Genomic DNA, 24,167 nt, shown 5'->3' with positions numbered 1-24,167 from the left:
CAATAGGGGAGCGGGGATTGCACGTGGACCATACGGCTGTGCTGCAAAAATAACAGCCCTGGGGGCGATGCTTCAGGCTTGAACACTATCTGATCCTTGTGTTACACTCTTCCTGAATCGGTATATTTTCTCGCAGGAAGGTTACAAATAACATGGACCAACACACTCCCCTGCAAGCGACCGCTACCAGCCAGTGCTTCGAGTTCAGCGCGCCACTGGAGTTGGCGGAGGCCAGACGCGATATGGTTTCGTCGCCGACGCTGGCGATAAATGAGGCGGTGTCCAGGCGGCGAGCGGAGGGCAAGGAGACGCTGCATCTAGGCTTTGGCGAAGCGATATTTCCTCTGCACCCAGCGCTGCGCCAGGCGTTGGCGGAGGCGATTGAGAGTACAGGCTATGCGCCGGTGGCAGGGGTGTTGAAATTGCGCCAGGCTATCGCGGGCTATATGGAACGCACGCGTGGCATAAGCTGCAGCGAGGAACAGGTGGTTGTGGGACCGGGGAGCAAACCCTTGCTCTACGCGCTGCTTCAGGTGCTGGAAGGGGATGTACTCGTACCGCGACCGTCGTGGGTGAGCTATGGTCCGCAGATCAGGCTCGCCGGGTGGCAGGTGGTCCCGGTCGCGACCGATCCTGCGGACCACCACCGTCTCACCCCGGAGGTGCTGAGCGATGCTGTGACCGCCGCCCACGCGTCAGGAGCGAAGCCGCGTGTGCTGATCGTGAATTCGCCCAGCAACCCGACGGGTGGGATGCTGGCAGAAGAGGATGTTGCCGTACTGGGAGCCTGGGCGCGCGCGCATGGTATTACCATCATCAGCGACGAGATCTATGCCGAGCTGGCCCATGGCTGGCGGCCTCATGTTTCGCCTGCGCGTTTCTATCCGGAGGGCAGCATTATCACCGGGGGACTTTCAAAAGCGTTCTCCGCCGGAGGCTGGCGGCTCGGCTACGCTATACTGCCCGCCGGCGAGCGCGGCGCGCAACTTGGCAAGGCTCTGCGCGCGCTGGCTAGCGAGATCTGGTCCGCCGCGGCCACACCGATCGAAAAAGCAGCCATCGTGGCCTTCACCCCCAACACGGACCTGGAGACCTACGTGCGGCGCTCGGCGCGTATTCATGGCTATGTCACCCACGCGCTGTATCAGACGCTGATTGAACTGGGCGTCGCGTGTCCCAAACCGGCTGCCGGGTTCTATCTCTATCCCGACTTTGCCCCCTGGCGCGGCACGCTGGTTAATCTGGGGGTCACAACCGGCCAGCAACTGGCGCAGTACCTGCTCGATGAATGGGCTATCGCGACTCTGCCCGGTGTGGCCTTCGGCGAGGAACCGGACGCGCTTCGCCTGCGATTGTCCACCAGCCATCTCAGCATCGTATCCACTGGCTCAGCGCCGAAGGAACAGGCAGCGGAACTCTGGCAACTGCTCGCTCAGGCTGATGCTCTGCCCGTTCCGGGAGAGGCGGGCCAGCTGGTCGGGCCTGATCTGCCGGAGTTGGCGAAGGCGCAACTGCGCTGGAGAGAAGTGATCGGATATTTCAACAGTCTGGCGTAGTCCAGAAATAGCGATGAAATGCTCAGCGAGAGTGGCTCCTGATTTATACACAACCAGGAGCCACTCTCTATACAGGATAATGGAGAGAACTATGGATGAGTTTCCCACGTGGCTCACAGCTACGCTCGCGTCCGACGCGACTGAAGGACAGGGTGTTCTTCCAAACACTATTCTTCCCCTGCAATCCGCCTTATGCGTTGTTGGTCCGGCCCGCGTGGTGTTGATAAGTCAGGACGACAACCTGGCGGTGCGTAAAGTGCTGGAAGTACCGCCTGCGCCGGGTTCTGTGCTGGTTGTCGCGGGAGGGAGTACATCGCGAGCCGCAACTATTGGCAGCTTGATGGCGCTCGAAATGCAGAATGCGGGAATCGCCGGGCTTGTGACGGATGGCCTGGTTCGGGACTCGCGGGAAATCCGCGAGTCAGGGTTTGGTGTATGGTGCCGGGGCGTGACTCCCATGGCTCCCCATTGGGTTGGACCGGCCTATATCGGTGGCTCGATCTCTCTTGGGGGCACAATCATCCAGGACGGCGACCTGGTCATTGCTGATGATGACGGTGTGGTGATCTGGCCGCAAGAGCGCATCAGTGAATTGCTGATCAAGGCCGAAGCCAGGCTTCAGCAAGACAATGCGCGGTTGGCGCAACTGCTAGAGAAAAAATGAACTGATCCGCACTTGTTTTCTTTCCCTCGAACTGGCCCACAGAGATGTCCCGCGCGACGTTTGAGAAGCCCTGCGCAACGCAAGCCTGGCATTGACAACAAGGCGAGCTTATGATATATTTTTTTGCATGCATCTGATATATCACATAGGCCGATAGGATATATCTCTACGGAAAGTGACTTCAAGGATGAGGAGCAGCCTGTGCAACTAGCTCAGGTCCGCAGTGCTTTTCGCCACGCTGATCCTACTTCCTTCTCCTATGAGAGCGTCGTCTGCTCTCTTGCCTATACTGTTGTACATTTTGTCAGGGGGCGAATTCGCTTTGGCGAACAGCTAGAGCGCTATTTCTCTCACCAAGGAGGAAAAGAGGAACCCTGTACAATACCCGCCGTCGAGAGCATAGAGATGATTGCCGCAAAGTTCCACTCACGCCCGCTAGGGTGTCATAGGAACCACTTCCATAGTGCTTTGTTGATGGATAAGTAGCGCAATATGTGAACATATGATACGTTTCGGGAGTGCCCTTAACATAGGTATGTTTATAACAACCTGACGTGCCATAAATTGGCATATTGGTTTCGTTATAGAAAACTCAGTTGCATGCCTGGCTCGTGTTTGAGACAAGAGAGGCAGGCATACAGCCGAGTCGATGTCAGGTCGTGCATATGATTGGTTGTCTCACTTCAATCGATTGTCTTCGATCGATGGATGGCGAGCGGCCAGGAACAGGGGAGACTATCATACACGGGCATTTTCTCCTGCCTCATGGCCATCCACAATACGACCACGCGTGTCATTTTCTCCATGGGGCGTGATCGCGTGCTGCCCGCTCTGCTTGGGCGCGTGCACCGCCGCTGGTTCTCTCCATATACCGCGATTATCGTGCAGACGATCTTTACGCTGGTGGTTGGCCTTGGCACAGGGTTGTGGTTAGGTCCGGGGGCAACTGGCGCCTATGGTTTCACCGGGGCCATCGGGACAGTGGCGATTGTGGTTGTCTACATCCTGAGCAATATCGCGCTGATTCGCTATTTCTTCGGGTTGCCAGAGCGCAACGTATTTGCGCATATCATTTTGCCGCTCCTGGGTGTAGCCGTGCTGGTGTATCCTCTGTGGGCAACTGTTCAGCCTGGCCAGGCATATCCATATAATTGGGTCCCGATTATCGTGCTTGCCTGGCTGGTGATAGGGATCGCAACCTACTTTTATTTCCACGTCAAGTCTCCTGAGAAGCTGACCGCGCTGGGTTCTTTCCTGGCTGAAGACGCTTCAGCCGAAGAGCCCGCGCTGCTGGATGAGGAGCAGGTTGCCGGGTAGGTTCGTAGACGCGGGGCAGTGACAAAGAAAGAAGGTATGGTGTCTGCGGATGACACGAGGGCGTAGGTGATCCGCAGACGCGATATGATGGTGGAAACGCATGCTAACAGTTGAAAACAAAGTTATTTATTCCACGCTTGCAGAACTGGTTGATCCTCAGCATACAGCGGTCGTTGTTGTGGATATGCAGAACGATTTTTGTAAACCTGAAGGGGCGTTTGACCGATTGGGGATAGATCTCACGATGTATGTGCCGATGATTCCACGCCTGGAGCGGCTGTTAGCCGACGCGCGTGCCGCTGGTGTCCTGATTATCTATATTAAGATGACGGTGCTCCCGGGTCGTCGCAGTGAGTCACCGGCCCAACTGCGTTTTAATATGCGCTTGCATTTGCCATCTCATCCTACGAGCGAGCCGCTCTTATACACGGTAGAAGGTACCCCTGGACAGGAAATCATTCCAGAACTGGCTCCAGAAGCGGGCGATCTCATTGTACAAAAATACCGCTCAAGTGGTTTCTGGGGGACAAATCTGGATTTGCTTCTGCGCAGCAATGCGGTCGAGACAGTGGTTATGACTGGTTGTACCACGGAGGGATGCGTTGAGTCTACCGCGCGCGACGCACTCTTCAACGATTACTATGTTGTACTGCCAGAAGATTGCGTGGCGAGCGATGATCCGCGGCAGCATGAAGCCTCGCTCTTTTTGATGCGTCACCGCTTTGATGTGGCCACGTCTGATGATATTCTGGCGATCTGGCAGGGAGTCGACAAGAAGACGAAGCGATCCTGACTGCTGAGCCGGTGGGGTGCTGGCGAAGCGTAGGGACAAGAGTCGGATGAGAAGGAGGGCGTGTAATGAACAAATTAGCTAGCAAGGTCGCGATTGTAACTGGCGCTGCCCATGGCATCGGACGCGGGATCGCGGAAGCCTTCGCCCTTGAGGGGGCCGATGTCGCGATTGCCGACGTGGCGACTGCCGAGGAGGCACAGCCTGTGCTGGACGCGATACGCCAGATCGGGCGGAAAGCGCTGTTTGTGCGTACTGATGTGGCGGATGAGCAGCAGGTACGAGCAATGGTGGACAGCGTGCTTGAGACCTTCGGACACGTGGATATCCTGATTGGGGACATCTGGATACCATCTTCAATAATGCTGGCGTTATGCCCCATCAGGACGAATCAGTCCTGACCCTGGATGTTGAACTGATGGCACGTATTTACGCAATCAATGTGACAGGGACCGCTTTGTGCTGCAAATATGCTATACCATATATCAAACGGACGGGCGGTGGTGCGGTCGTCAATATGAGTTCGTTCTTGGCGGTCGTGGGCTGCATCAAGCCGCAAGATGCCTATGGTGCCAGCAAGGGAGCCATTGTGGCTTTAACGCATTCCCTGGCCGTGCAATTTGGCAGAGATGGCATTCGTGTGAACGCGCTCTGCCCCGGCCCGATCGAAACTGAGCATGTGCGGCACTTTTTTGCTGACGAGGCGGCACGAAAGTTACGCCTTGATCATATCCCGCTGGGACGTTTTGGGCGGCCAGAAGATGTCGCAGAACTGGCACTGTTTCTTGCATCCGATGCCGCGGGTTGGCTGACGGGTCAGGCTATTGTGCTCGATGGCGGTGTTTCGTGCAATTATTTCAGCGTTTTGTAGTATTTCAAACGAAGAGGAACCTATGTGTCGTCTGCTTGGGTATCTGAAGCTCCCCGCGCTAAAGCGACGGGGGTTCCAGGGGTTCGGCCCACGCTTCCCGTCCTTCTCGCTTCAGCAAGAAAGCTGGCTCTAGTGGTGGTCCCCCTGAACTTTCGGGCAGACGCGCTCTCGCACGAGTCAAACCCATGCTTCGGGGCAAGGTCTGCCCCTCTTTCGCGCGTTGTGTGAGACGCTCGTGTGCTGCCCGCAGGCGCGCTTCCGCACCTTCCCAATACTCCTGGTATCGGGCACACGAGGGAATGGGGTCTGCTGGATCAAGGTAGGCAGCCAGAAACGCCGAATACAGGTCGCGTTGCACGGGACCCACGCCACACGCGCACCGATGCCAACGCTGCGAAAGCGGCTTCTTGAGCTTCTTGCCACAGCCATGACACCACTGGCTCAGCGCGGTGGTGCGTGTGGGGACTTCCACCAGGATGCCGCCCGTACTCTCAACGGTGCGCCTCAACAGTTCCACAAACATCCCTGGTGCTCGCAGTCCCACACTCTTGCCAAATTGCCTCTGCCATGCCTTATAGGAAATCTTTTCGATGATGATGGTGCTGCCAAGCTTCACTACCTGATGCACTTTGTGCCCATGCAGGCTCTTGCGATGCGCTACGAGTTTGCGCTCTTTGCTCGCCTTGCGTTGCCGGGTGGCCTGGTAGCGCTTACTCTGCTTCCAGTGCAGCTTTTTCTTGCCTTGTTTTTTGATGCGCCCCTTCTCGTCGTAGTGCTCAGGATTGGCCGCCCTACGTTGCCGCTCCATCTGCCGTTGCAAGCGACGAATGGCTTTAGCATCAGGAGCCAGTTGTGCACAGAACACCTCCAGGCTTGCCTCTCCTTGCTGGGGGAAGAGGGCCAGGGTGGAGGGACCAAGGTCACCGCCAACAATACTCGCGCCAACTGGGTGTTTTTTCTTTCGGTGGGGCTTGCCCTCCAGTGCCAGTTGCACGACATAGCGATACCCCTCTTCATCAGCGCCCGCCGCTCTGGGGCTGCTGGCAGGACGCTGGATGAGGCGGGCAAACTTGATGCGGTGCCTGAGCCCATGGGTGACCACTTCATCCTTCCAATCGATGAGGGCGGGCAGCTGGTCTCCGTTCCAGAGCAGAGACCCCGCGTTTCCCTCCTCGGGTGGTTGCAGGACGAAGCGCAGGCTGGTATCGTTGCGCTTATTCTCGAGACTGGAGAAGCCGCGTCCTCGGCTTTTGAAACGCACCCGCTTTCCTTTCCCCAGGCAGACGCGATTGAGGGCGCGATAGGCACGGGTCGCCAGGGTTTGCGCGAGGACGGCCTCGATATGCTCGGCAATCCAGCCCACGCGCAGCCCCTTGACGGTTTCATGCAACGCCGTCTCGGTGAAGCCATACGCTTTGCGCAAGGCGGAGAAGACTGCCGCTCGTTCCGCTTTGTGGGTGCGAGGAAGGGCGCGGGCCTCTTGCCAGGCGGGGTCAGACCGCATGCGGCGCAGGCGCTTTTGTCCTTGGGAGAGGATGGCGTTGTAGAGCTGACGAGCGGCTTCCAGATGGGAGCGCAGGCGGGCGGCTTGCCCTGGATCGACGGCCAGGGGCAGCTCGAGCAGAAAGGTGGGGGTCGCAGGTCGCTTCTCCTGCTGTTCCTTCTTCTTGCGTTGTCCCTGACACTTCTTCGGCATTGTGGCCCCTTCTTCGAACACACACGTGATCTCGATCCACTGACGTCTATTGTACCAGAGGAACGGGAAGAACGCTAGTTCTAGGTATCTGCCCCTGCTCTCTTTCCTCTCATCCAGCAGAGGCGGCGATTCATCCCCGGCATCAATGACCGGGGCTTTCTCGCCGCGTTCTCTGTAACGCGTGAGCCGGTTACCGTCGCCCATCTCCTAAACAATACATTACAGGCATTTGTGGAAGCGTCACACCTTCACGGTGACAGCTGGGGCTTTGCCTGGTACGATGAGTCCAATCGATTGCAAGTGGCGAAAGCTCCTGAGCCAGCTCACGCCAGCAGAGAGTTCTCTAACCTGGCAGAACACATGCGTACCGATACCTTTCTCGTCACTTGCGCTGGGCCACCCCTGGTTTTCCGCTCAGTATAGCCAACACGCATCCGTTTACTTATGATCAGATGGCTTTTGCGCATAATGGGCTCATTCAGCCCAATGCAGAACTCGAAAAACTCATTGCTCCGCAGCTGCACGAAAACCTTGCGGGGACGACGGATAGTGAACGCCACTTTCTGGCACTTCTCTCCGCGCTTGAGAGTGCACCTGTGGTTGAGGCTATACAGACATATATAAAGCTGGTTCACGAGCACTTGCAGGTAGTAAGCGCGAATTTTCTCCTACTCATGCCAGACGCGCTCTACGCAGTCTGCGATTTTGATCCGCAATCTGAGCTAGCTCAAAAAGAACCAGACTACTTCTCACTGAAGTATCGCATTACAGACGATGCGGTCTTGATTGGTTCAACAGGTTTGCAGCAGGATGAAGCATGGAAAACGCTCGAAAATGGTCAGATGCTCCTTGTCAATCGTGGTAGACTTAGGGTGGCTGTTATCGATATCGCCGATAAAAGAGAAATCGGCTGAAGTTCAATGCAGGAGTAGTACCGATCATTACTTCAACAGGAGACACGAAGAAGATAGAGCGCGCCAGCGATGTCGCGTATGAGCGTATCCGCGCTATGATTATTGATCTGCGTCTGCAGCCGGGGGCAATGGTGAATGAGTTGTCCCTGGCCGCGGAGATAGAACTGGGACGGACGCCGGTTCACGAGGCAGTGGCGCGCCTGGTGGTTGATCGCCTTGTGAAGGTGCTTCCCAGGCGTGGTCTAATGATCACACCAATTGGACTGGAAGAAGTGCGTGAAATTTTCGAGGCACGTGAGGCGATCGAGTGTGGCAATGCTTACTTCGCCGTACAACACGCGACTGCTGCCGAGCTTGCAGAACTCCGTCGCCTGGTTGAGCAGGCGGAGAACGCTCGCGAAGAGACAGCTGTGCAACGGTTTTTAGATGACGATCAGTTTATTCATCGCTTCCTTGCCAGTTGTGTGCACAATTCGTTATTGCAGGATGCGACCAATCAGATCTTGATGCATAGTTTACGTTTCTGGCGCTTCTATTTTGCAAGGTATCATATCGCAGAGAGCACTCTTATCTCTCATCGAGCATTGCTTGCGGCATTGGAGCAGCGCGATGCTCAAGGAGCGTATATGGCTATGCGTGAGCATATACGAACCTCGCGTGCTTTACTGAACAAGTTGTTCTAAAAAGGATCTCTCTGCGAGTACCTCCAGGTATCCTCCTCACCGCCTCTGAACACCCCCGCATTCATGCATGGGGATGCGCAGAGGCGTTCCTTGTTAGATGAGAGGGGATGGAGAAGAAGAAGAACCTGACATAGAGCAGATAATCACCTGTACTGGCGAGACAGGAATCTCAAGCGTATTTCCGTGACCGGGTCCAGCCTCACTTGCGTCGTCCTGCCTTCATCAAGCGCTTGCAAGATCACAAGTTTTTATTACCAGAAGCGCAAATGTTGGCCCATACCAATAGAGTAAGAAAACTGCGAAAAGCTTTTCAACACCGACGCAATTACTCTTCAACTCGTAAAAATGTAAAAAGGACTTTTTCTAAAATTATCGCGGATTCTGGTACTTTTTCTAATTTCATTGAGGATTTTTCTAAACGTAGAGGGCCACTCTGGACCCTCCTCCTGCTCATTCTATTCTAAAGTTACTGCGGACGACACAGCCGAGCATGATCTCCAGTGTTTTGATGGAATAGGCTGCTTTGATAAAGTGTTTTGTAGAGAGAGATGAACAATCTCAGCTTGCTCAAGGAAAACAGGCTAGGACAAAACCCGAGACCCTTTTATTTCCCAACAAAAATTCATTGAGGAGAATCCCTATGCTCGATTTCAGTACAGTAAAAAGCGGTTCTCAGAGCTTTGCAGACATGGCCGCTGGTCTGACAAAAGCCGATCTTTATCAGCTTACCAACGAAATGATCGATGTAATGCACGAGATCGTCGTTGATGCAGTTGATGCGGACGTAACATTCGTGCCAGTAGACCCCAACGCGAACGATACCTTTGGGAAACCCGAAGAGGCCACCCTGGCGTGGACTCTGGGCCACGTGGTGGTTCACGCCACCGCTTCGTCTGAAGAGTCAGCCGCGCTGGCTCTCGTGCTGGCCCGTGGTCTGCCGGTTGAGGGTCGTTCGCGTTATGAGACACCATGGGAGAGCGTAACAAGTATCGCCCAGGTGCGCCAGCGTCTTGAGGAGAGCCGTCGTATGCGTCAGGCCATGCTCGACGCGTGGCCTGACGAGCCTCACCTGGATATCACCTATTCACCCTACCCGCAAATTGGCGAACTCAACGCCATTGGCCGCTTTATCCTGGGTTTATACCACGATGCAGATCACCTGGATCAACTGCGTGAAATCGTGCGTCAAGCAAGTGTGGCTCGCGTGTGACATTGTTGTGGTGGGGCGGCGAAAGTCGCTCCATCGCTCTGAGAAATGGAGTAATTACAGCTTGCCAGCCTCTCTAGAGAGCGAGATATTCCTCAACAGGGATGAGTATATCTCGGTACATGAGACAAAAACAAGACTTGCTGGGGATGAAGAGGTGCTTGTTGTATATCACTGCAGGCGAATGGGGAATAGTAGGCTCTCAAGCACCACAATCATGGAAGAGATGGCATGAAAAGCCACCTCTTCCATGCGCCTTTCTTCTGTCAGGAGCACCTTCCATATGAAACAGTGCCATCGCGTCTCTTTTCGTGAGGGAGGGGAAGATGGACCGAAAATGTAGTTCCTTTCCCTTCCTCACTTTCAATCTCGATGTCTCCCCCATAATGGGTGGCAATCTCATGCGCGAGGTATAAACCCAGCCCTAGTCCAGGGAAGACGCCTTTTCTCTGACTGTACGCTCCCCGGTCAAAACGGTTAAAGATCGTGTGTTGATACTGTTTAGGAATACCAACTCCATAGTCTTGCACTTGAATGATGGCTGCGTTCTCTGAGGTACCCAGGAAGATGTCTACATCGTGTGCCTGTGGAGAGTATTTGATGGCATTACAAAGCAGATTCGTCACAACCTGTTCCAGCTTGTATTTATCCCCTACGATGTGGATGGGTCCTGCTTCAGGGACGTGAAAGCAAAGGGTATGCGTCGTCGTTGCCTGCTGAACCTGCTCGATAGCTTCCCGGATCATCAAATCCAGGTCAAACAGGTCATCAGCATAGTCAAAATACCCCTGCCGAATCTTAGAGACATCCAGGAGGTCATTGACCAGATGCGTCAAGATGGTAGTTTGAGCCTCTATCAGTGAGAGGGAACGCTCCTGATCCTCCTCTCGTTTCTGCTTTTGCTTCAAGCGTTGGACGAGCAGTTTCAGCGCGGTGAGCGGCGTCTTGATCTCATGGCATGCGAGACTGATAAACTCGTCTTTGCGCTTATCCAGTTCTTTCTGTGCCGTGATATCTAGCACGAATGCAATATAGGTTTGGTGTTCATGATCACACAGCGCTTTTCCTGTCAGGATAGGAACCCGCCTACCGTCTTTTCGCTCTATTTCGCTTTCATAGGGAAGGCAAATTCCTGTCTCCACAAGTTCTTGTGTTGCTTGAAGATGTTGTTCCCGAAATGCAGAGGGCATGAAGCTGAAACAATTGAAAGTTCCTGAACGCGTTTCTGTTGGCGTCCATCCTGTGATATGTGCCCATGCCTCATTGGCATCCAGAATGTTTCCCTGAATGTCACCAAGCACAACACCAAGAATATTGGACTCGAAGAGGGTATAGAATTGAGCTTCGCTGATCTGCCCTCTCTTTCCCAAAGATGTTTTATCCTCGATATCCGTGCAGGTGCCCAACCAGCGGGTCACATGACCATGAGTATCTTTGAGGGGCAGACCACGGGAGAGAAATCGGTGATATGCTCCTGTCCGTCCATTCTGAAGCAGATACCTTACATTATATAGTCGGCTTGTCTGCACAGCAGCGCGCCATGCTGTCAGAACTTTTCCTCGATCGTCTGGATGAACCCATTGGAGCCATCCATTCCCATGTACCTGTTCGCGGTTGGTCTTGGTAAAGGCATACCAGTGCTGATTGAAATACTCTCTGTAGCCATCGGGGCGTGCCATCCAGACGATGTGGGGAATGGTTTCCGCGACCTTTATTGCGGAAAGCACTTCAATGGATAGATGTGCGTGAGTGATATCGTTCTCCATATCATGAAACATGTATTTCTCCTCCATTTTTACCTCATAAACGAGAGACGTGTTCACCGAAACCGCCGCAGGATGCCCCTGCCCTTTCAGGCATGGGGAGGAATGCGGCGTTCCTTTGTAGGTAGCTTGGGTGGAATACGCCGTAGACATTCTTTCATCTACGCAGGGCTATGTAAAAGTCAGCAGAGACCCCAAGAGCAAGCGAGCAACCAGATGAGGTCGAGCGTCGAAAAGCCGCATTTGCTTGGGAACATTCGTCACGCCACAAAAATCGAGCAGTCCTAGGAGAAAACTGTTCAAGACTGCCAGGACGCGGGGAGCGGCCCCCTTGCGGACCTGACAATGATCTTCACGAAGCGTCACATCACGCCGATGGTGGAGGCGATTTTGAGAGCTAGGCAAGAGGGATCGCTCCCTCCTGCCCGCCTTCAGAACCGGACATGAGAGCTTTCCCCTCATCCGGCTCCTCAATGGGATGGCTCGTGTCATGAGTACCCCAGACATGCTTCTTTGTATGTCGTTGATCGTGGCAGTGCCGATGGAGAGCGAAAAGATTACTGAGTGCATCTGTACCCCCTTCACTGCGGGGAGTGATGTGATCGATCTCAATCAAATCGTTCTCGGTAAAGTGCAGTTCACACCAACGGCATTTCCCTTGTTGCTTGTGCAGCAAGGCCCCCAGTTTACTCCTGTTGAGCGGATGAGATTGTTGTAATCTCTTCGCCCAGTAGAGCAGGTTACCATCGAACGGGCTGGCCGTGCCTTTCACCTTCACATGGCGTTGGATCGCCGTTGCTGCGTGATCGCTGAGATAGAGTCCATCAGGCGTTGCAAAGCGCCAGTGATCTTGTCCCATTGTTCGCCAGTAGCGCGTTCGTATCCAACTCGCAGACTTGCGTGTGTGTCGGCGTTTGGCCCAGCGAAGCAGAAGCGGAAACAGGTGGTAGTCGCAGTCATTGAGAGTTTTCTTGGCGGCGACGCTGCGGTAGTAGCGTGACCATCCACGGATCTTTGGGTTCAGTTGCCCAATGAGCGCGCCTTGAGAAAGCCCTGTGCCTGCGAGCACTACCGCCCGCAGCCCTTCCCGATGCCGTTTGATAGCTTCTTTACTGGGGCGAATGAGTGTTTTGAAGCCAAGCCGTTTCCCGTGCAGAGTTCCTGAATGGTGTTTACCAACAGAGTACTGTCGGATCTCAAAACCTAAGAAGTCGAAGCCAGGGGCTTCTGCCCCAAGCGCTTCGAGCGTGTGAGCGATACGGGTTTTGCTCGGCTTCATTTCTAATCCCATGTCTTTCAGCCAGTCTTCTAGCCTGCTTTTGGCCTGTTCAATCCCCTCGCGAGTTCGATACAGCACCACCAGGTCATCTGCATAGCGAACCAGCCTGGGCTTATCCTTGCCTTTGTAGCCTTGTTGAACAGCTTGCAGCATCCCATGCAGGGCGATATTGGCAAGTAAGGGACTCAGTGGACCTCCTTGCGGAGTTCCGGCTGTCGTTGGCTCGAACACGTTGTCTTCCAGCACTCCTGCTCTGAGCCAGGCTTTGATGGCGCGCCTCATCGCGGGAAAGGTCTGGAGTTTGTGTAAGAGTGTTTCGTGATTGATCTGGTTGAAGCAATTCGCGATATCTGCATCAAGCACATATTTGGGCTGTTTGCAGATGTAAATGAAAATGGCTTGAATGGCATCCTGAGCTGAGCGACCAGGACGAAACCCGTAGCTGTCAGCCTCAAATCGTGCCTCCCATTCGGGCTCCAACGCCAATTTTGTCAGGCATTGATGAGCGCGATCCAGCATCGTCGGGATGCCTAATGGCCTTTTCTCTGCCTTTCCTGGCTTGGGTATCCAGACTCGTCTGGTTGGCTGTGGTTTGATCTGCTTGTGATGACGAAGGTATTTCACCAGCGCCAGGCGTTGGGCTGGTTTGACAGATTTGATTCCATCGACTCCAGCCGTCCGCTTGCCCTGGTTATCCTGCGTCATCTTGCGTACTGCCAGCGTCCGGGCTGCTTTCGACTTCATGAGTAACCGTTGAAGGTTGTGAACTGCTTTGTCATTGCCACGAAGAGAGGCTTGATAGATCCGTTTTTGCAGTCGGTACACCGTTCGTTCTAGCTTACGCCAGGGCGTCTGTGTCCAGTCTTCGATTGGTTGGGGGACAACCATCGCTTCCGTTTCTTTCCTGTGACTCATGGCTCTATCCTCCATCTCACCGTGCCGACGTCAGCGTATCCTCTGGCTTTCCCAGAGGCCTTTGCTTCTTCGGCAATCCTTCTCTCCGAGAACATGCGGTTGGTTGCCTGCTCGCTAGATCGACCACCAGCGAGAGTTCTCGCAGAGTTATTCCGTTCCGATCAAGTGTTTTGCGTTCCCGTAGGTTCGTCTCTATCCGCCGGGTCAAGGGGGTGAAGTCGAGAGCCGCATTGATGTTCTCGACCCCTATGTGACCGTGACCATTTTGGTCAGAGCCTCTTACCTCGCGTTGGCTCTTTCACTGTGACGACGGTTCATCGAGCGTTCGCTTGCGCTAACCGTAGGAACCTGTGTAGCGGAGACCACCTGGTCGAGGTCCAGGCTCTTCCGCATTTCTCCCTGCTTCACGGATTGATGACCAGTCGCTACCGTGAGGGAGCCGCGTTTCCTCTTTCACCCAGAGGATGGGGAATTGCGCCCCACATCACTCGATCAGTTGTCAAGGAGCTTTCTCCTTGCTCGCCATCCTTGAGCTTTCGCTCATTTCGGCGAAACGGATCGCACCAATGCCCCAATGCTCTCGTTGCAAGCGCAGAAGGTCCGCGCGCAGTGGCGAGCGCTGGAGAAAGATTCGTCAAGCCATAGACGACCTCCTGATGACGCTTCCCCGATCGCTCAATGGTGCGAGTCAGGCGAAAGACTTGAGCCACTCCTGGCCAGTTCGAAGAGAGAAAATCATTGAGTTCGGTTGTGGCAACCAGTTCCCGGCGCTCCAGGCGTCCATGCCCTTTGCCGAAGGTCTGAGCCGTCCGCCAATCCCAACAGTCTGTTGGCGGTTCGCTGAAAAACAGATGCAGATCGTCGCGCAACGTTGGCTGGTTGCCCTTGGCGATCAGCAGATAAAACCCTCCATAGGCATCGACCGTGGTGCAAAACGTTTTCTGGGTATGCAACGCATCCGCTGACAGAATGCGTCCTTTCACCCACAGCGGAGTCAGAAACTCCGAGACAATGCTCAACTCGTTTTGCTTCTCGCCCACAATTTGCTCTTTGAGCAACACTCCTGTTTGGGTCTCATACAATCCCACCTGATGCATCGGCTGTTGATCTGCAACGTGATGTCCGAGCGTACCTCGCAACGTCTTGCCGTCTAAAGCGAGATGGACATGGGTTTTTGCCTCTTCTTGCCCCAGCAGTCGGCTTGGTTCCTCTCCACACCGCTTGGTGGCCGCAACCCGTAGGATAAACTGGGCCAGCACTTGGTTCACCTGCTCGGCGTCCAGCGTGCGCAACACATTGCTGTAGGTTGAGGCACACGGAAAGCTGGGCCGTGGCCAGGCTATCACTTGCTTGAGCCACTGCGCACGCAAGCGGACCCACTCGGCTATGGCCGCAGGCGTTGTCATTCCAACCAGTTTGCCCAGCGCGACCAGCGTCAAAATTTGGGCAACGCTGTAGCGCACTCCCCGTTTGTGCCGGCCATCAACCACTTGCTCAAAGGCTCGATACACTGACATCGCTTCGATTTCCTGTAACCATTCTTCGGCTTCCCTTGCTCCTTGGGGCATGTTATAGTTCATCCAACGGCCTTCCTTGCTTGTTGAGATCTTTGCTTTTCTCAGTGTAGCAAGGGAGTTCTTTTTTGCCTTCTCTCTGGGACTTTTACATCGCCCTGTCATCTACGACTTCTCTATTGACAAGCTATTGAAAAATATGATAAACTGTACAGTATGAAAACGGTACTAACAGCAAAACTCAAATTGAATGCAACGCCCGAGCAGTTCAAGGCATTACGCACGATGCAACTGGCGTATCGTGATGCTCTCAACTATGTCAGTACGTATGCCTTTGAACATGGCAAGATAAGCAATGCTGTTCGCTTGCAAGAGGGAACCTATGATGAGATTCGCCTCCGTTTTCATCTCCCCTCACAAATGGCCTGTTCTGTTCCTCGCCAAGTTGGAGCCACGTATAAAGCTCTCTGGACAAAGGTGAAGAACAACGCTGCTCATCTTAAGGCAAAGAAAACCAAAAAGCGGCACAAAGGGCTTGATAAGGCTCCTACGTTTCTCTCTCCCACGCTGACCTATCAGTATAAGAAGGATTACACGTTCAAGAAAGAGCAGCAGGTAAGTATCCTCACTCTTGAGGGACGTGTCAAGGTTCCCTATACTGGCTATGATAAGCACGTGGCATTGATCCAGCGTGGAGCGGAGATAGGTGCATCGAAACTCTGGTATGACAAGCCCAAGAAGCAGTTTTACCTCCTCGTCTCCCTTGAAGTGGAGACGGCTGATCCTACCCCCGAAACACACAAGCAAGTCGTTGGCGTGGATGTGGGGATGCGATACCTTGCCGTCACGGCGACAATGCAAGGGAATTGCACCTTCCATGCTGACATCTCTACGGTTGCCAAATCACGCCACTATGCACGACTGAGAAAGCGTCTGCAAAAAAAAGGCACTCGTTCTGCAACGAGAAGGCTCGTTGCCATCAGTGGACGAGAGAGACGGTTGAAAGCAAACGCCAATCATGTCGTGAGTAAACGGATTGTTACCCACTATTCTCAAAGCTTGATTGGACTGGAGCATCTGACAGATATTCGCGAGCAGACCAAACGACGGAAAGGCAAAAGTGCCAAACAGCGCAAAGCCAATCGTGCCTTTTCCAAATGGTCCTTTGCAGAGTTGCACAGTATGATCGCTTATAAAGCGCTCTTGCATCGAAGTATGGCGATCAAGGTGGATGCCAACTCTACCTCGCAGGCCTGCCCCAAATGTGGGCACACCTGCAAAGAGAATCGCCCTAACCATGGTTTGCTGTTTGTCTGTAAGAATTGTCAGTACATGCTCCATGCCGATCTGGTTGGTGCTAGGAATATTGCCATGAGAACGCTTCTTATCCGGCAAGACTGGATAGGAACGGGCGTCTTGTCAGTACGCCCTGATGTGTCGGACGATGAAGCCAAAGCAGCACGCCTGAAAAGGTATGCTGAGTTGCGGTGGAGTTCAGACACAAGCCCTCGGCTTTAGCCGTAGGGTATCTGACGTCTTCGTCCATGTTCCCTTGTTCCCAATACTGTTGAGCCTCACCCAGATCAACCAATCCCAATTGCTCAACGATTGCTTGCAATTCTTGCATTGTCGTCATATGCGTTCTCTCCCTTTCCCAGTAATATTGAGCTTCACCCAGATCAACCAATCCCAATCGCTTAACAATATCCCGCAACTGTTTTTTTGTCGTCATAGTCTCCCCTTTTTATATCCTCTTGCTTTATGCGCCTGTTCTCGTGCGTTTCTGCCTTGTCTCTTCTATCAGAAGAGCGTAACAAGGTCGCGCCGGGCAAAACAGAAAAAGACAACGTGCGTTCGGGTGCTCCCTCTCCCTTCTTGAAAAAGCAATATCTATCTCTTCATGCGTTTCCTCACTGGAAGCATAAGCGCGTACAATGAGCAGCAACAGACAGACCCCAAAGAAAAAAGGCATTGTTCTTGAATACTGTTGTCTGCTCTGCCAGAGAGGGCTGTCTACACTCTCGTGGCCTGTTGTTTCTCTCTCTGCGTGGTCATAGTATAGATGGCAAGAATGCATGGTGTCATGCGGCAGAAGTAGTAAATGAGCATTGGGGCATCTTTGCTACTTTGGATCAATGTGCCTCTTGTGAGAGGTAGTATGGTGGGAAGTAGGAAGAACCGTGAATGGTGCCCGCTCTCACGCCAATGATGAATAAATTGAAAGCGATGTATTTGCCCTCTCGAAGATTTTTGGGAACAAGGCAGTGTTCCCAATGAGCGTTTGCGTGCAACGAGAGTGGAGCAAATGTTGCGTTCAGCCATTGGGAACAAGGCTCTCTCTTCCTCTTAAGCGAGTGATACACCAATGCCAAAGTTAGCAGCACACCGGGTGACCTGGGACCCACAAGCAAGAGCATATCAAGTGAGCGAGAAGACTGGATCACACACGACTTCATGGCTCATGCATGGCGAGAGCCAGCAGTGGTCTGATTGGCTCTCAACAGTGTCCTCTTTTGCTTTTGAGAGCCGGGATGGGCATCGTTTCACCGCACGCAAAGAGACCCGGACAGGGGAGCACCTCTACTGGATTGCCTATCAGCGGGTGGGGAAGAGGCTTGCCCGGAAATACGTTGGTTTGCCCAATCAGATGACCTTGCCGCGATTAGAAGAGGTGGCTCGTGTCCTGTCTAGCCAGGATCAGCCTATGTCAGTCCCGTCTGCGGGCCAGACTGCATCTCAGAAGGTGGATCAAGGGAAGTACGTTCTCTCTCCATGTGAGATTCCTCCAGTGTCACAAACACTGGTGCCACGCCCTCGCCTGATCGCACAACTCAATGAAGGGTGGAAGCACGCGCTCACGCTCGTCTCTGCGCCCGCGGGCTTTGGGAAGACGGCCTTGCTCGCTACGTGGATACGAACCCTTCCCCCTGGCAATCCAGATGTGGCTTGGATCAGTCTTGAAGCAAGGGATAATGATCCCGCGACCTTGTGGACGACCTTGCTCATGGAACTAGAGGACAACCATCAAGAGACGACGTCGTCACGTCTCCAGGCGGCATCCATGCCAGAGGATTCGCTGTTGTTCAAATACGTGATGGAGACCCTGACCAACAGAAAAGAGCACCTTCTGCTCGTCCTGGACGATTATCAATGTATTACAGAGCCTGCTATTCACACGGCCCTGATGTCTCTGCTTGACCAGCGGATTCCTCGCGTTCACCTGGTCATTGCCAGCCGTGTCGATCCACCATTTCCCCTGGCTCGCCTGCGTGCATATGATCAGATACTGGAAATCCGCGAGGAGCAGCTCTCCGCGACGTTACAAGAGGCCACAGTTTTCCTGCGCGAGGTCATGCAGGTACATCTGACCAACGAGGAGATCCAGGAGGTGGAAGCCCTCACTGAGGGCTGGATGGCGGGATTGCGGCTGGCCGCCCTTACTCTCAAGGGACAGCCTGATACAGCGAACCTCCTCCAACGTCTACGCCAGAACCGTGATATTCTGAACTTTTTACTGGATGAAGTGGTGCAACAGCAGCCAGAGTCAGTACGAACCTTCCTGCTCGAGACCTCTATCGTGAACTTCCTATGCGCCTCCCTCTGTAATCAGATGACGCAACGGACAGACAGTCAAAAGATGTTAGAGTATTTAGAGCAAGCCAATCTCTTTATCGATCCTCTTGATACTGGGCACAGGGAGTATCGATACCAAACGCTTTTTGCAGAAGCGTTGCGCTACCGCTTGGAACAGACGCCCAGCATCAATATCACAGAACTTCACGCGCGAGCCGGTCAATGGTTTGAGGAACACGGCAACCTCCATGAAGCGCTGGATCATGCGATAAAAGCGCGCGCCTGGGAGCACGCGGCAGATATGATGGAGTCACTTTGGCTGCAAGGTATCCATTTTGTATAAGCAACCATTACAAAGTATCATCATCTCTTGCATATCTCAAGCAGATAGAGTATACTTGGATGTATGAAGTTATCGAGTTATGCCAAGAAGATTGGGATCAGTTATAACAGCGCCTGGCGTATGTGGAAACGCGGCCAGATTCCCGGCTATCAATTGCCCACCGGCACCGTGATCATTGATCCGCCAGAGCTTCGCTCGGTTCCGGTCCACGCCGTCGCTGTGTATGCTCGTGTTTCAAGCAGCGAAAACAAAGACAACCTGGAAAGGCAAGCCGAGCGGCTGGTGACCTGGTGCAATGCCCAAGGCTGGTCGGTCAGCAAAGTCGTCAAAGAGTGCGGCAGTGGCATCAACGATCAGCGGCCCAAGTTTCTGGCGCTGCTGGCAGATCCCAAAATCGGGCAGATCGTGGTTGAACACAAAGATCGCGCTTCTCGCTTTGGCGTGGCCTATATTCAGACCTTGTTGGCTATGCAAGGACGGAAACTGGTCATCGTCAACACCGCTGATACCGCCGACGATGATCTCATGGGCGATTTTATCAGCATCATTCCCTCGTTTTGCGCTCGTCTTTATGGTCGCAGACAAGCCAAACGCAAGACGGAACAAGTGCTAGCGGCTTTGCAGCAGAATGGACCCGCCCGTGAGCAAGAAGCCCCAAAAAGCCTCGCTTGATGAGAAAAAAAAGCGCAAGCGCAAAAAGAAGACGAAGCAGACCATCACTCGAGCGGTGACCCATATCCGTCTCATTGAGGCCAATCCTGGCAAACTTGAGGCGCTCGATCAGCTTGTGGCGGTTTACTTGCCGCTGTGCCAACAGTACACCACCCTGTTTTGCGAGGCCGAGACAAGCCCGGACAAGTACCAAGAAACCGTCTTCAAAACCGATCTTTCCGACCGCTTGCATCGAGTGGCAATACAGCAAGCCGCAGGCATTGCCAAAAGCGTTCGCACGAATCGAGCGAACGCCTATCAGGCGTACCTGGAAGATGTGGCTGATTACGCTCAGGCCAAAGCTCAGGCGGAAGGCCGGATGTCCGCCTTCAAACGCCGCGAACCGACCTGGACCGAATGGGATCTCCCTGTGCTGCGTGTGCCAGTCATCCAAGCCAATGTCAACGTGGTGGTGCTCGAGAAGTCGGAGGACTCCACGTTCGACTACTGGCTGCGCGTGTCCACCTTAGATGTCGGGAATCCGCTTCGAGTCCCAGTCAAACTCGCCTCCTATCACAAACGAGCACTCGAAGGCCGCACGCTCAATGCATCCACAACACTTCACAAGCGCAATGGAGTCTGGTGGCTGACGCTCTCCTTTGACGAGGACGTTCCTCTTCAAACCAAGCCTGACGCCCCTACAGTAGGCGTCGATGTGGGCATTGCCCATTTCCTCACGACCTCCACCAATAAAGCGTATGGCAGTTTTCATGGCAAGATGGCCCGACAGCACAAGCACGATCGGGAAAAGCGTCGCCGCAAGGCGAAACTGCGAGCCTGTCTGGAAAAGAAAGGCGTCCCAAAGGGCAAGCTTCCTTCGACAAGTTCTGAAACGTCGCAACGCTTGAGCCGTCACGTCAAGCAAGAGATCAACCGGGCGGTCAATGAGTTGGTCAAAGATCATCGAGATGCCAGACTCATTTATGAGGACCTCAATGTGGCCTCGATGCGCTTCAAAGCAAGGGTGATGAACAGTTATCTGTATGCTTCTCACCTGGGGCATATCCCAGAGCAGCTGGCCTGGGCCGCCGCCAAACAGGGCATGGCAGCCCACACGGTCCGAGCCGCCTATTCCTCTCAGGAATGCCCCCGCTGCCATTATGTCGATCGCGCTAATCGGCCGAACCAGAAAACCTTCAAGTGCCTGGTCTGTGGTTACGCAGACCAGGCCGACCGCAAAGCCGCACAGACGCTCGCGGGACGCTGGGGGGATCGGAAACTGGCGGCATGTCGCTCGACCTCGGAGGTCAAGGCGCTCCTCATGACGCGGCATGAAGCGTGGAAACAGCAGAATCAGCAGAGGATCCAGGATGCCGGGCCTCCCGTCCAGTTGAGCTTCTGGGATCCCCCAGAGATGTTCCTGGAATCATCTCACAAGTGAGCATCTCTCAGTAGAGAGAGGTGCATAGGATGCTCGTAGTGCATCCTCCCGCCTAGTGCAAGATTACGAAACCTTTTCGGGAAGAGATAAATGTGGCTCATATGCACACCCATAATAGGCACAGACTCGCTCAGCGAGGTGGTGAGCCGAAAGCAACCCATTGGTTTCGGCCACATTGCGTTTGCCATGGACCCACTTGGGCTCAATTGGATTGAGCCAGGGACTTTTGGTGGGCAGTTGGAAAGGCAAAATCCGTACCCCTTCGTCCGTTTGTTTGACAGCGAGGTTGTGTTTTCTGATCCAGGTGCGCACCATCTTACTCACATGCCAGGAGGCGTTGTCCCAGATGAGGAGCCACTGACGTTTGCCTTGTGCGGCCAATTGCTGACAACACCAGTCCAGAAACTGGATGGTGATCTCACTCACCGGGCGTCCTGTGACAAAACGAAGCCACATCTGCTCTCGCACGGGTTCCTCCGTGGTTCCGTTTTGCCAGAGGACACCATAGCAAGCCAATGCTTTTGGGTCAGGGTCATTCTTTTGCCAGGATTGCTCAACCAAACGGACTGGGTACTCTGGATCTTGCCAGGTGTGAAGGCGTGGAAGAGCAAATCGGCTCCACCAGACCTCGTCGAGGAAGCCAATGGCCCAATCAGAGCGGGGTTGAGCGTACGCGATCAAGCGGTCACGAGCCTTTTTTTTCGTGCATACTGCGGATCGGGGCTGGTAATCCAGTGCTTGGCTCGTTTCCAACTGACGCCCAAGCGCTTGAGCGCGCGGCGGACACTGGCAGCAGTGGTCGGGGCAGCTACGAGTCCTTGTGACAAGCAGATTTGCGCCACCAGTGGGAGAGACCAGAGATTGCGCTCGATACCAAAATCGCGCGGGCTGCGATGGAGCAGATCGCGCAAGGCTGGCAGATTCTCGTCGGCAATGCTGGTGCGTAGCCGATGAGGGCGACAGGACTCCTTCTTGAGCACGTCGAGCCCCTGCTCGTTGAAGTCTTTGATCACATTGCGCACTGTCTGGTCGTCGCAGCCCAGCTGCCGCGCAATGGCGATGGCTCGCTCTCCACGGGCTGAAGCCAGAAGGATCTGGCAACGGCGTAGCACAAAGGCTGAGCCGGAGCGTAAGTGAGCCTCGATATGGGCTCGCTCGGATTCGGTGAGTGGTCGAATGAAAATGGGTTGCATACCTTCTCATATCGGCTACTTTCCTACTTTCTTTTGGACGATTGCACTAGTCCGCTGTTTGGTAAACAGGCGTAGGTTAAAGTGAGAAGGATAATCATTGCAATAGATGGTTATGCTTTGATCAACTATCTGGTATCTGTACCGCTTGGGTATAAAGCGTGGATTGCAACAGCTACCATCTCAGGTTATCTCGGCACACCCATGTCTGTGCGTAGCGTATGGGAGATTATTACTCTTAGGCGGTCAGTCGGATGCAGACCGCTGGCTCCATATGGCTGAGAAACTACTATCATGGTCTCACCCAGGGCTTCTGCCTGGCGAACCAGGTAAACATTCGCTTCCGGAAGGGCAAACGCAGGAGATCATCGAAGGGGAGATTATGGCCTTAAGGGCCTTGCTGGTGGGTTACTACGGAGAAGAGCAGACGGCGCGAGAGCTTTCACAGAAGGCGTTACGTCTTCTCCCTGACCAGGAGTATGAAATACGAGGGTTTGTCAGTTATGTCAATGCCCAGTTAGCGCTCTTCAGTGGGCAAAGTAATAAGGCGTTCCAACAGGTCTTGCAAGCCCGTTCGTTCTTTCAGGCAGCGGGCAACTTTCCTGGACAACTCACGATATGGAGCGTGGCTGCTTTTTTCTCACATATGCAGGGGCATTTACATGAAGCCTGGCAGTTGAGTCAGCAGGCGATAGATGGAGCAGCGCAACTGGGCAATATATCATTCTCCGGAATGATGCTGGCGTATTCCTGTCAAGCCGATATCTTGCGGGAATGGAATCAGCTTAATGCCGCGCTGGATCACGCCCGGAAGGGATTACAGGTGAGTGAGCAAACAGCGTTGGAGCTCTATATGGAGCTGGGGGACCTGGTGTTGATGCGTATCTACCTGGCTCGCGGCGAGTTGGACGCAGCCTATGGCTCTTTTCAGGCAGCAATGCGACAACCTTTGATGATCCATAACCCCTATCGGCAAGCCTGGCTTGCCATCGGAGATCAGGTGCGTTTCTGGCTGAAGCGTGGCGCTCTCTCGTTCGCCACGCATTGGGCCGAACAACTTGTGCATCAGAAGCGATCTCCCTCACCATTCGCACGAGAGCGTGAAGATGTCGCTTGCGCTCGTATTTGGCTCCACCAACAGCAGCCGATCTCGACATTGAGCATCTTGGAACCGCTGGTGCCTCAAGCACGAGAGGGTGGGCGCTTTCTCCATGTGATTGAGATGCTTCTGCTCCAGGCGCAAGCCTATCACCTGTGTCACCAGGAGGAGCAGGCGCTTGATGTGCTCTCACAAGCTGTTCGCCTCGCCGAACCAGAAGGATATATTCGTTGCTTTGTGGATGAAGGAGCGTTGATCGAGACGCTCCTTGCGACCTTGCAAACGCAGAATCAATTACCGGAACAGGCATCTTATCTCGATACCTTGCGAGCTGCCTTTTTACAGGAGCAGAAAGGCGAGGAGCGCATTCGTGGTGGAAAGGATGGACAGCAGCAGCATGCTCCCTCTCTTGCACAGGAGGGAAGCCTTTCCCCGTTGAGTGAGCGTGAATTGGACGTCCTTCGCCTGCTTGCGCAAGGAGCCTCCAATCAAGAGATTGCACACCGCCTGGTGATAACAGTGTATACCGTAAAGCGGCATGTGAGTAATATCTTGCTGAAATTGGAGGTGACGAATCGCACTGAGGCCGTCATTCGTGCACAAGAGTTGGGATTGATCTCCCCAGCGAGAGAACGAATGTCTTAGCATCATTTCGAAGATCAGAGGCCAAACGTTCTTGACAGGAACTTACGCCACCCGCA

General features: G+C 54.0%; 21 protein-coding genes. 14 read left to right on the top strand and 7 right to left on the bottom strand.

Going from position 1 to position 24,167, the window contains the following annotated elements; genetic code table 11:
• Positions 1-152 precede the first annotated feature (152 nt).
• From KRAC_RS06815 to KRAC_RS75610, 6 genes are all read left to right on the top strand, one after another.
• Positions 153-1,556 (top strand): pyridoxal phosphate-dependent aminotransferase, encoded by a 1,404-nt coding sequence (locus tag KRAC_RS06815; protein ID WP_007905499.1) that lies wholly within the window; start codon positions 153-155, stop codon positions 1,554-1,556.
• Positions 1,557-1,647: 91 nt separating this feature from the next.
• Positions 1,648-2,220, top strand: a complete 573-nt coding sequence (locus KRAC_RS06810; RefSeq protein WP_007905497.1) for an RraA family protein — start codon at positions 1,648-1,650, stop codon at positions 2,218-2,220.
• 708 nt (positions 2,221-2,928) lie between these two features.
• On the top strand, positions 2,929-3,537 hold the full coding sequence (locus tag KRAC_RS06800) for an APC family permease (RefSeq protein ID WP_274532112.1): 609 nt from the start codon (positions 2,929-2,931) through the stop codon (positions 3,535-3,537).
• 100 nt (positions 3,538-3,637) lie between these two features.
• Positions 3,638-4,330, top strand: coding sequence for a cysteine hydrolase family protein (locus KRAC_RS06795; protein ID WP_007905493.1), 693 nt, complete (start codon positions 3,638-3,640; stop codon positions 4,328-4,330).
• Positions 4,331-4,395: 65 nt separating this feature from the next.
• A complete protein-coding gene (locus KRAC_RS75615) occupies positions 4,396-4,728 on the top strand; it encodes an SDR family NAD(P)-dependent oxidoreductase (RefSeq protein WP_052568050.1) in 333 nt (110 codons plus the stop codon).
• A complete protein-coding gene (locus tag KRAC_RS75610; RefSeq protein ID WP_052568048.1) occupies positions 4,701-5,198 on the top strand; it encodes an SDR family NAD(P)-dependent oxidoreductase in 498 nt (165 codons plus the stop codon). The genes KRAC_RS75615 and KRAC_RS75610 overlap by 28 nt, the downstream gene beginning before the upstream one ends.
• 58 nt (positions 5,199-5,256) lie before the next feature.
• Here KRAC_RS75610 and KRAC_RS06785 read toward each other — a convergent pair whose 3' ends face one another.
• The gene (locus tag KRAC_RS06785) at positions 5,257-6,894 is read right to left on the bottom strand and encodes a zinc ribbon domain-containing protein (RefSeq protein ID WP_007905490.1); all 1,638 of its coding nucleotides are present in this window, start codon (positions 6,892-6,894) and stop codon (positions 5,257-5,259) included.
• Between the two features lie 386 nt (positions 6,895-7,280).
• Here KRAC_RS06785 and KRAC_RS06780 point away from each other — a divergent pair, with 386 nt between their 5' ends.
• From KRAC_RS06780 to KRAC_RS06770, 3 genes are all read left to right on the top strand, one after another.
• Complete coding sequence (locus KRAC_RS06780; protein WP_052568046.1) at positions 7,281-7,808, top strand: class II glutamine amidotransferase; 528 nt, start codon at positions 7,281-7,283, stop codon at positions 7,806-7,808.
• Entirely contained in the window at positions 7,805-8,491 is a 687-nt protein-coding gene (locus KRAC_RS06775) for a GntR family transcriptional regulator (protein WP_338010115.1), read from the top strand. Before KRAC_RS06780 ends, KRAC_RS06775 begins: the two co-directional genes overlap by 4 nt.
• A gap of 640 nt (positions 8,492-9,131) precedes the next feature.
• Complete coding sequence (locus tag KRAC_RS06770) at positions 9,132-9,701, top strand: DinB family protein (RefSeq protein WP_007905485.1); 570 nt, start codon at positions 9,132-9,134, stop codon at positions 9,699-9,701.
• A 263-nt stretch (positions 9,702-9,964) separates the two neighbouring features.
• Here the strand turns inward: KRAC_RS06770 and KRAC_RS06765 are convergent, their stop codons facing one another.
• From KRAC_RS06765 to KRAC_RS06750, 4 genes are all read right to left on the bottom strand, one after another.
• Complete coding sequence (locus KRAC_RS06765) at positions 9,965-11,476, bottom strand: PAS domain-containing sensor histidine kinase (protein WP_007905483.1); 1,512 nt, start codon at positions 11,474-11,476, stop codon at positions 9,965-9,967.
• Between the two features lie 156 nt (positions 11,477-11,632).
• The gene (locus KRAC_RS60970) at positions 11,633-11,866 is read right to left on the bottom strand and encodes a hypothetical protein (RefSeq protein ID WP_052568044.1); all 234 of its coding nucleotides are present in this window, start codon (positions 11,864-11,866) and stop codon (positions 11,633-11,635) included.
• The gene (gene ltrA, locus KRAC_RS06755; RefSeq protein ID WP_007905481.1) at positions 11,859-13,655 is read right to left on the bottom strand and encodes a group II intron reverse transcriptase/maturase; all 1,797 of its coding nucleotides are present in this window, start codon (positions 13,653-13,655) and stop codon (positions 11,859-11,861) included. The genes KRAC_RS60970 and ltrA overlap by 8 nt, the downstream gene beginning before the upstream one ends.
• 425 nt (positions 13,656-14,080) lie before the next feature.
• Positions 14,081-15,235 (bottom strand): ISAs1 family transposase, encoded by a 1,155-nt coding sequence (locus KRAC_RS06750; protein WP_007905479.1) that lies wholly within the window; start codon positions 15,233-15,235, stop codon positions 14,081-14,083.
• A gap of 150 nt (positions 15,236-15,385) precedes the next feature.
• Here KRAC_RS06750 and KRAC_RS06745 point away from each other — a divergent pair, with 150 nt between their 5' ends.
• From KRAC_RS06745 to KRAC_RS06730, 4 genes are all read left to right on the top strand, one after another.
• Positions 15,386-16,687, top strand: coding sequence for an RNA-guided endonuclease InsQ/TnpB family protein (locus KRAC_RS06745; protein ID WP_007905476.1), 1,302 nt, complete (start codon positions 15,386-15,388; stop codon positions 16,685-16,687).
• Positions 16,688-17,534: 847 nt separating this feature from the next.
• Complete coding sequence (locus KRAC_RS06740) at positions 17,535-19,085, top strand: winged helix-turn-helix domain-containing protein (RefSeq protein WP_157506334.1); 1,551 nt, start codon at positions 17,535-17,537, stop codon at positions 19,083-19,085.
• Between the two features lie 63 nt (positions 19,086-19,148).
• Positions 19,149-19,757: an IS607 family transposase gene (locus KRAC_RS06735; RefSeq protein ID WP_007905474.1), complete on the top strand. Its 609-nt coding sequence runs from the start codon at positions 19,149-19,151 to the stop codon at positions 19,755-19,757.
• Positions 19,726-21,177 carry an RNA-guided endonuclease TnpB family protein gene (locus tag KRAC_RS06730; RefSeq protein WP_040442037.1) on the top strand — a complete coding sequence of 484 codons (1,452 nt, stop codon included), beginning with the start codon at positions 19,726-19,728 and terminating at the stop codon, positions 21,175-21,177. Before KRAC_RS06735 ends, KRAC_RS06730 begins: the two co-directional genes overlap by 32 nt.
• Before the next feature lie 63 nt (positions 21,178-21,240).
• On the opposite strand, the gene KRAC_RS70865 is transcribed toward KRAC_RS06730, so the two are convergent.
• Positions 21,241-21,858 carry a transposase gene (locus KRAC_RS70865; protein ID WP_007905171.1) on the bottom strand — a complete coding sequence of 206 codons (618 nt, stop codon included), beginning with the start codon at positions 21,856-21,858 and terminating at the stop codon, positions 21,241-21,243.
• Positions 21,855-22,370, bottom strand: a complete 516-nt coding sequence (locus KRAC_RS70860) for a helix-turn-helix domain-containing protein (protein ID WP_007905169.1) — start codon at positions 22,368-22,370, stop codon at positions 21,855-21,857. Before KRAC_RS70860 ends, KRAC_RS70865 begins: the two co-directional genes overlap by 4 nt.
• A 271-nt stretch (positions 22,371-22,641) precedes the next feature.
• Here KRAC_RS70860 and KRAC_RS78140 point away from each other — a divergent pair, with 271 nt between their 5' ends.
• A complete protein-coding gene (locus tag KRAC_RS78140; RefSeq protein WP_040442035.1) occupies positions 22,642-24,111 on the top strand; it encodes a LuxR C-terminal-related transcriptional regulator in 1,470 nt (489 codons plus the stop codon).
• Positions 24,112-24,167: the final 56 nt, after the last annotated feature.

It is taken from the genome of Ktedonobacter racemifer DSM 44963 (assembly GCF_000178855.1).
GTDB lineage: Bacteria > Chloroflexota > Ktedonobacteria > Ktedonobacterales > Ktedonobacteraceae > Ktedonobacter > Ktedonobacter racemifer.
The sequence above is the reverse complement of the archived record's forward strand: the minus strand, read 5'-3'. Positions and strand labels throughout refer to the sequence as shown.

Bases quoted from the DNA above. Each gene is read 5' to 3' on its own strand.
- KRAC_RS06815 (WP_007905499.1), top strand. From the start codon at position 153: ATGGACCAACACACTCCCCTGCAAGCGACCGCTACCAGCCAGTGCTTC.
- KRAC_RS06810 (WP_007905497.1), top strand. From the start codon at position 1,648: ATGGATGAGTTTCCCACGTGGCTCACAGCTACGCTCGCGTCCGACGCG.
- KRAC_RS06800 (WP_274532112.1), top strand. From the start codon at position 2,929: ATGGCGAGCGGCCAGGAACAGGGGAGACTATCATACACGGGCATTTTC.
- KRAC_RS06795 (WP_007905493.1), top strand. From the start codon at position 3,638: ATGCTAACAGTTGAAAACAAAGTTATTTATTCCACGCTTGCAGAACTG.
- KRAC_RS75615 (WP_052568050.1), top strand. From the start codon at position 4,396: ATGAACAAATTAGCTAGCAAGGTCGCGATTGTAACTGGCGCTGCCCAT.
- KRAC_RS75610 (WP_052568048.1), top strand. From the start codon at position 4,701: ATGCCCCATCAGGACGAATCAGTCCTGACCCTGGATGTTGAACTGATG.
- KRAC_RS06785 (WP_007905490.1), bottom strand. From the start codon at position 6,894: ATGCCGAAGAAGTGTCAGGGACAACGCAAGAAGAAGGAACAGCAGGAG.
- KRAC_RS06770 (WP_007905485.1), top strand. From the start codon at position 9,132: ATGCTCGATTTCAGTACAGTAAAAAGCGGTTCTCAGAGCTTTGCAGAC.
- KRAC_RS06765 (WP_007905483.1), bottom strand. From the start codon at position 11,476: ATGTTTCATGATATGGAGAACGATATCACTCACGCACATCTATCCATT.
- ltrA (WP_007905481.1), bottom strand. From the start codon at position 13,655: ATGAGTCACAGGAAAGAAACGGAAGCGATGGTTGTCCCCCAACCAATC.
- KRAC_RS06750 (WP_007905479.1), bottom strand. From the start codon at position 15,235: ATGAACTATAACATGCCCCAAGGAGCAAGGGAAGCCGAAGAATGGTTA.
- KRAC_RS06745 (WP_007905476.1), top strand. From the start codon at position 15,386: ATGAAAACGGTACTAACAGCAAAACTCAAATTGAATGCAACGCCCGAG.
- KRAC_RS06740 (WP_157506334.1), top strand. From the start codon at position 17,535: ATGCCAAAGTTAGCAGCACACCGGGTGACCTGGGACCCACAAGCAAGA.
- KRAC_RS06735 (WP_007905474.1), top strand. From the start codon at position 19,149: ATGAAGTTATCGAGTTATGCCAAGAAGATTGGGATCAGTTATAACAGC.
- KRAC_RS70860 (WP_007905169.1), bottom strand. From the start codon at position 22,370: ATGCAACCCATTTTCATTCGACCACTCACCGAATCCGAGCGAGCCCAT.
- KRAC_RS78140 (WP_040442035.1), top strand. From the start codon at position 22,642: ATGGCTGAGAAACTACTATCATGGTCTCACCCAGGGCTTCTGCCTGGC.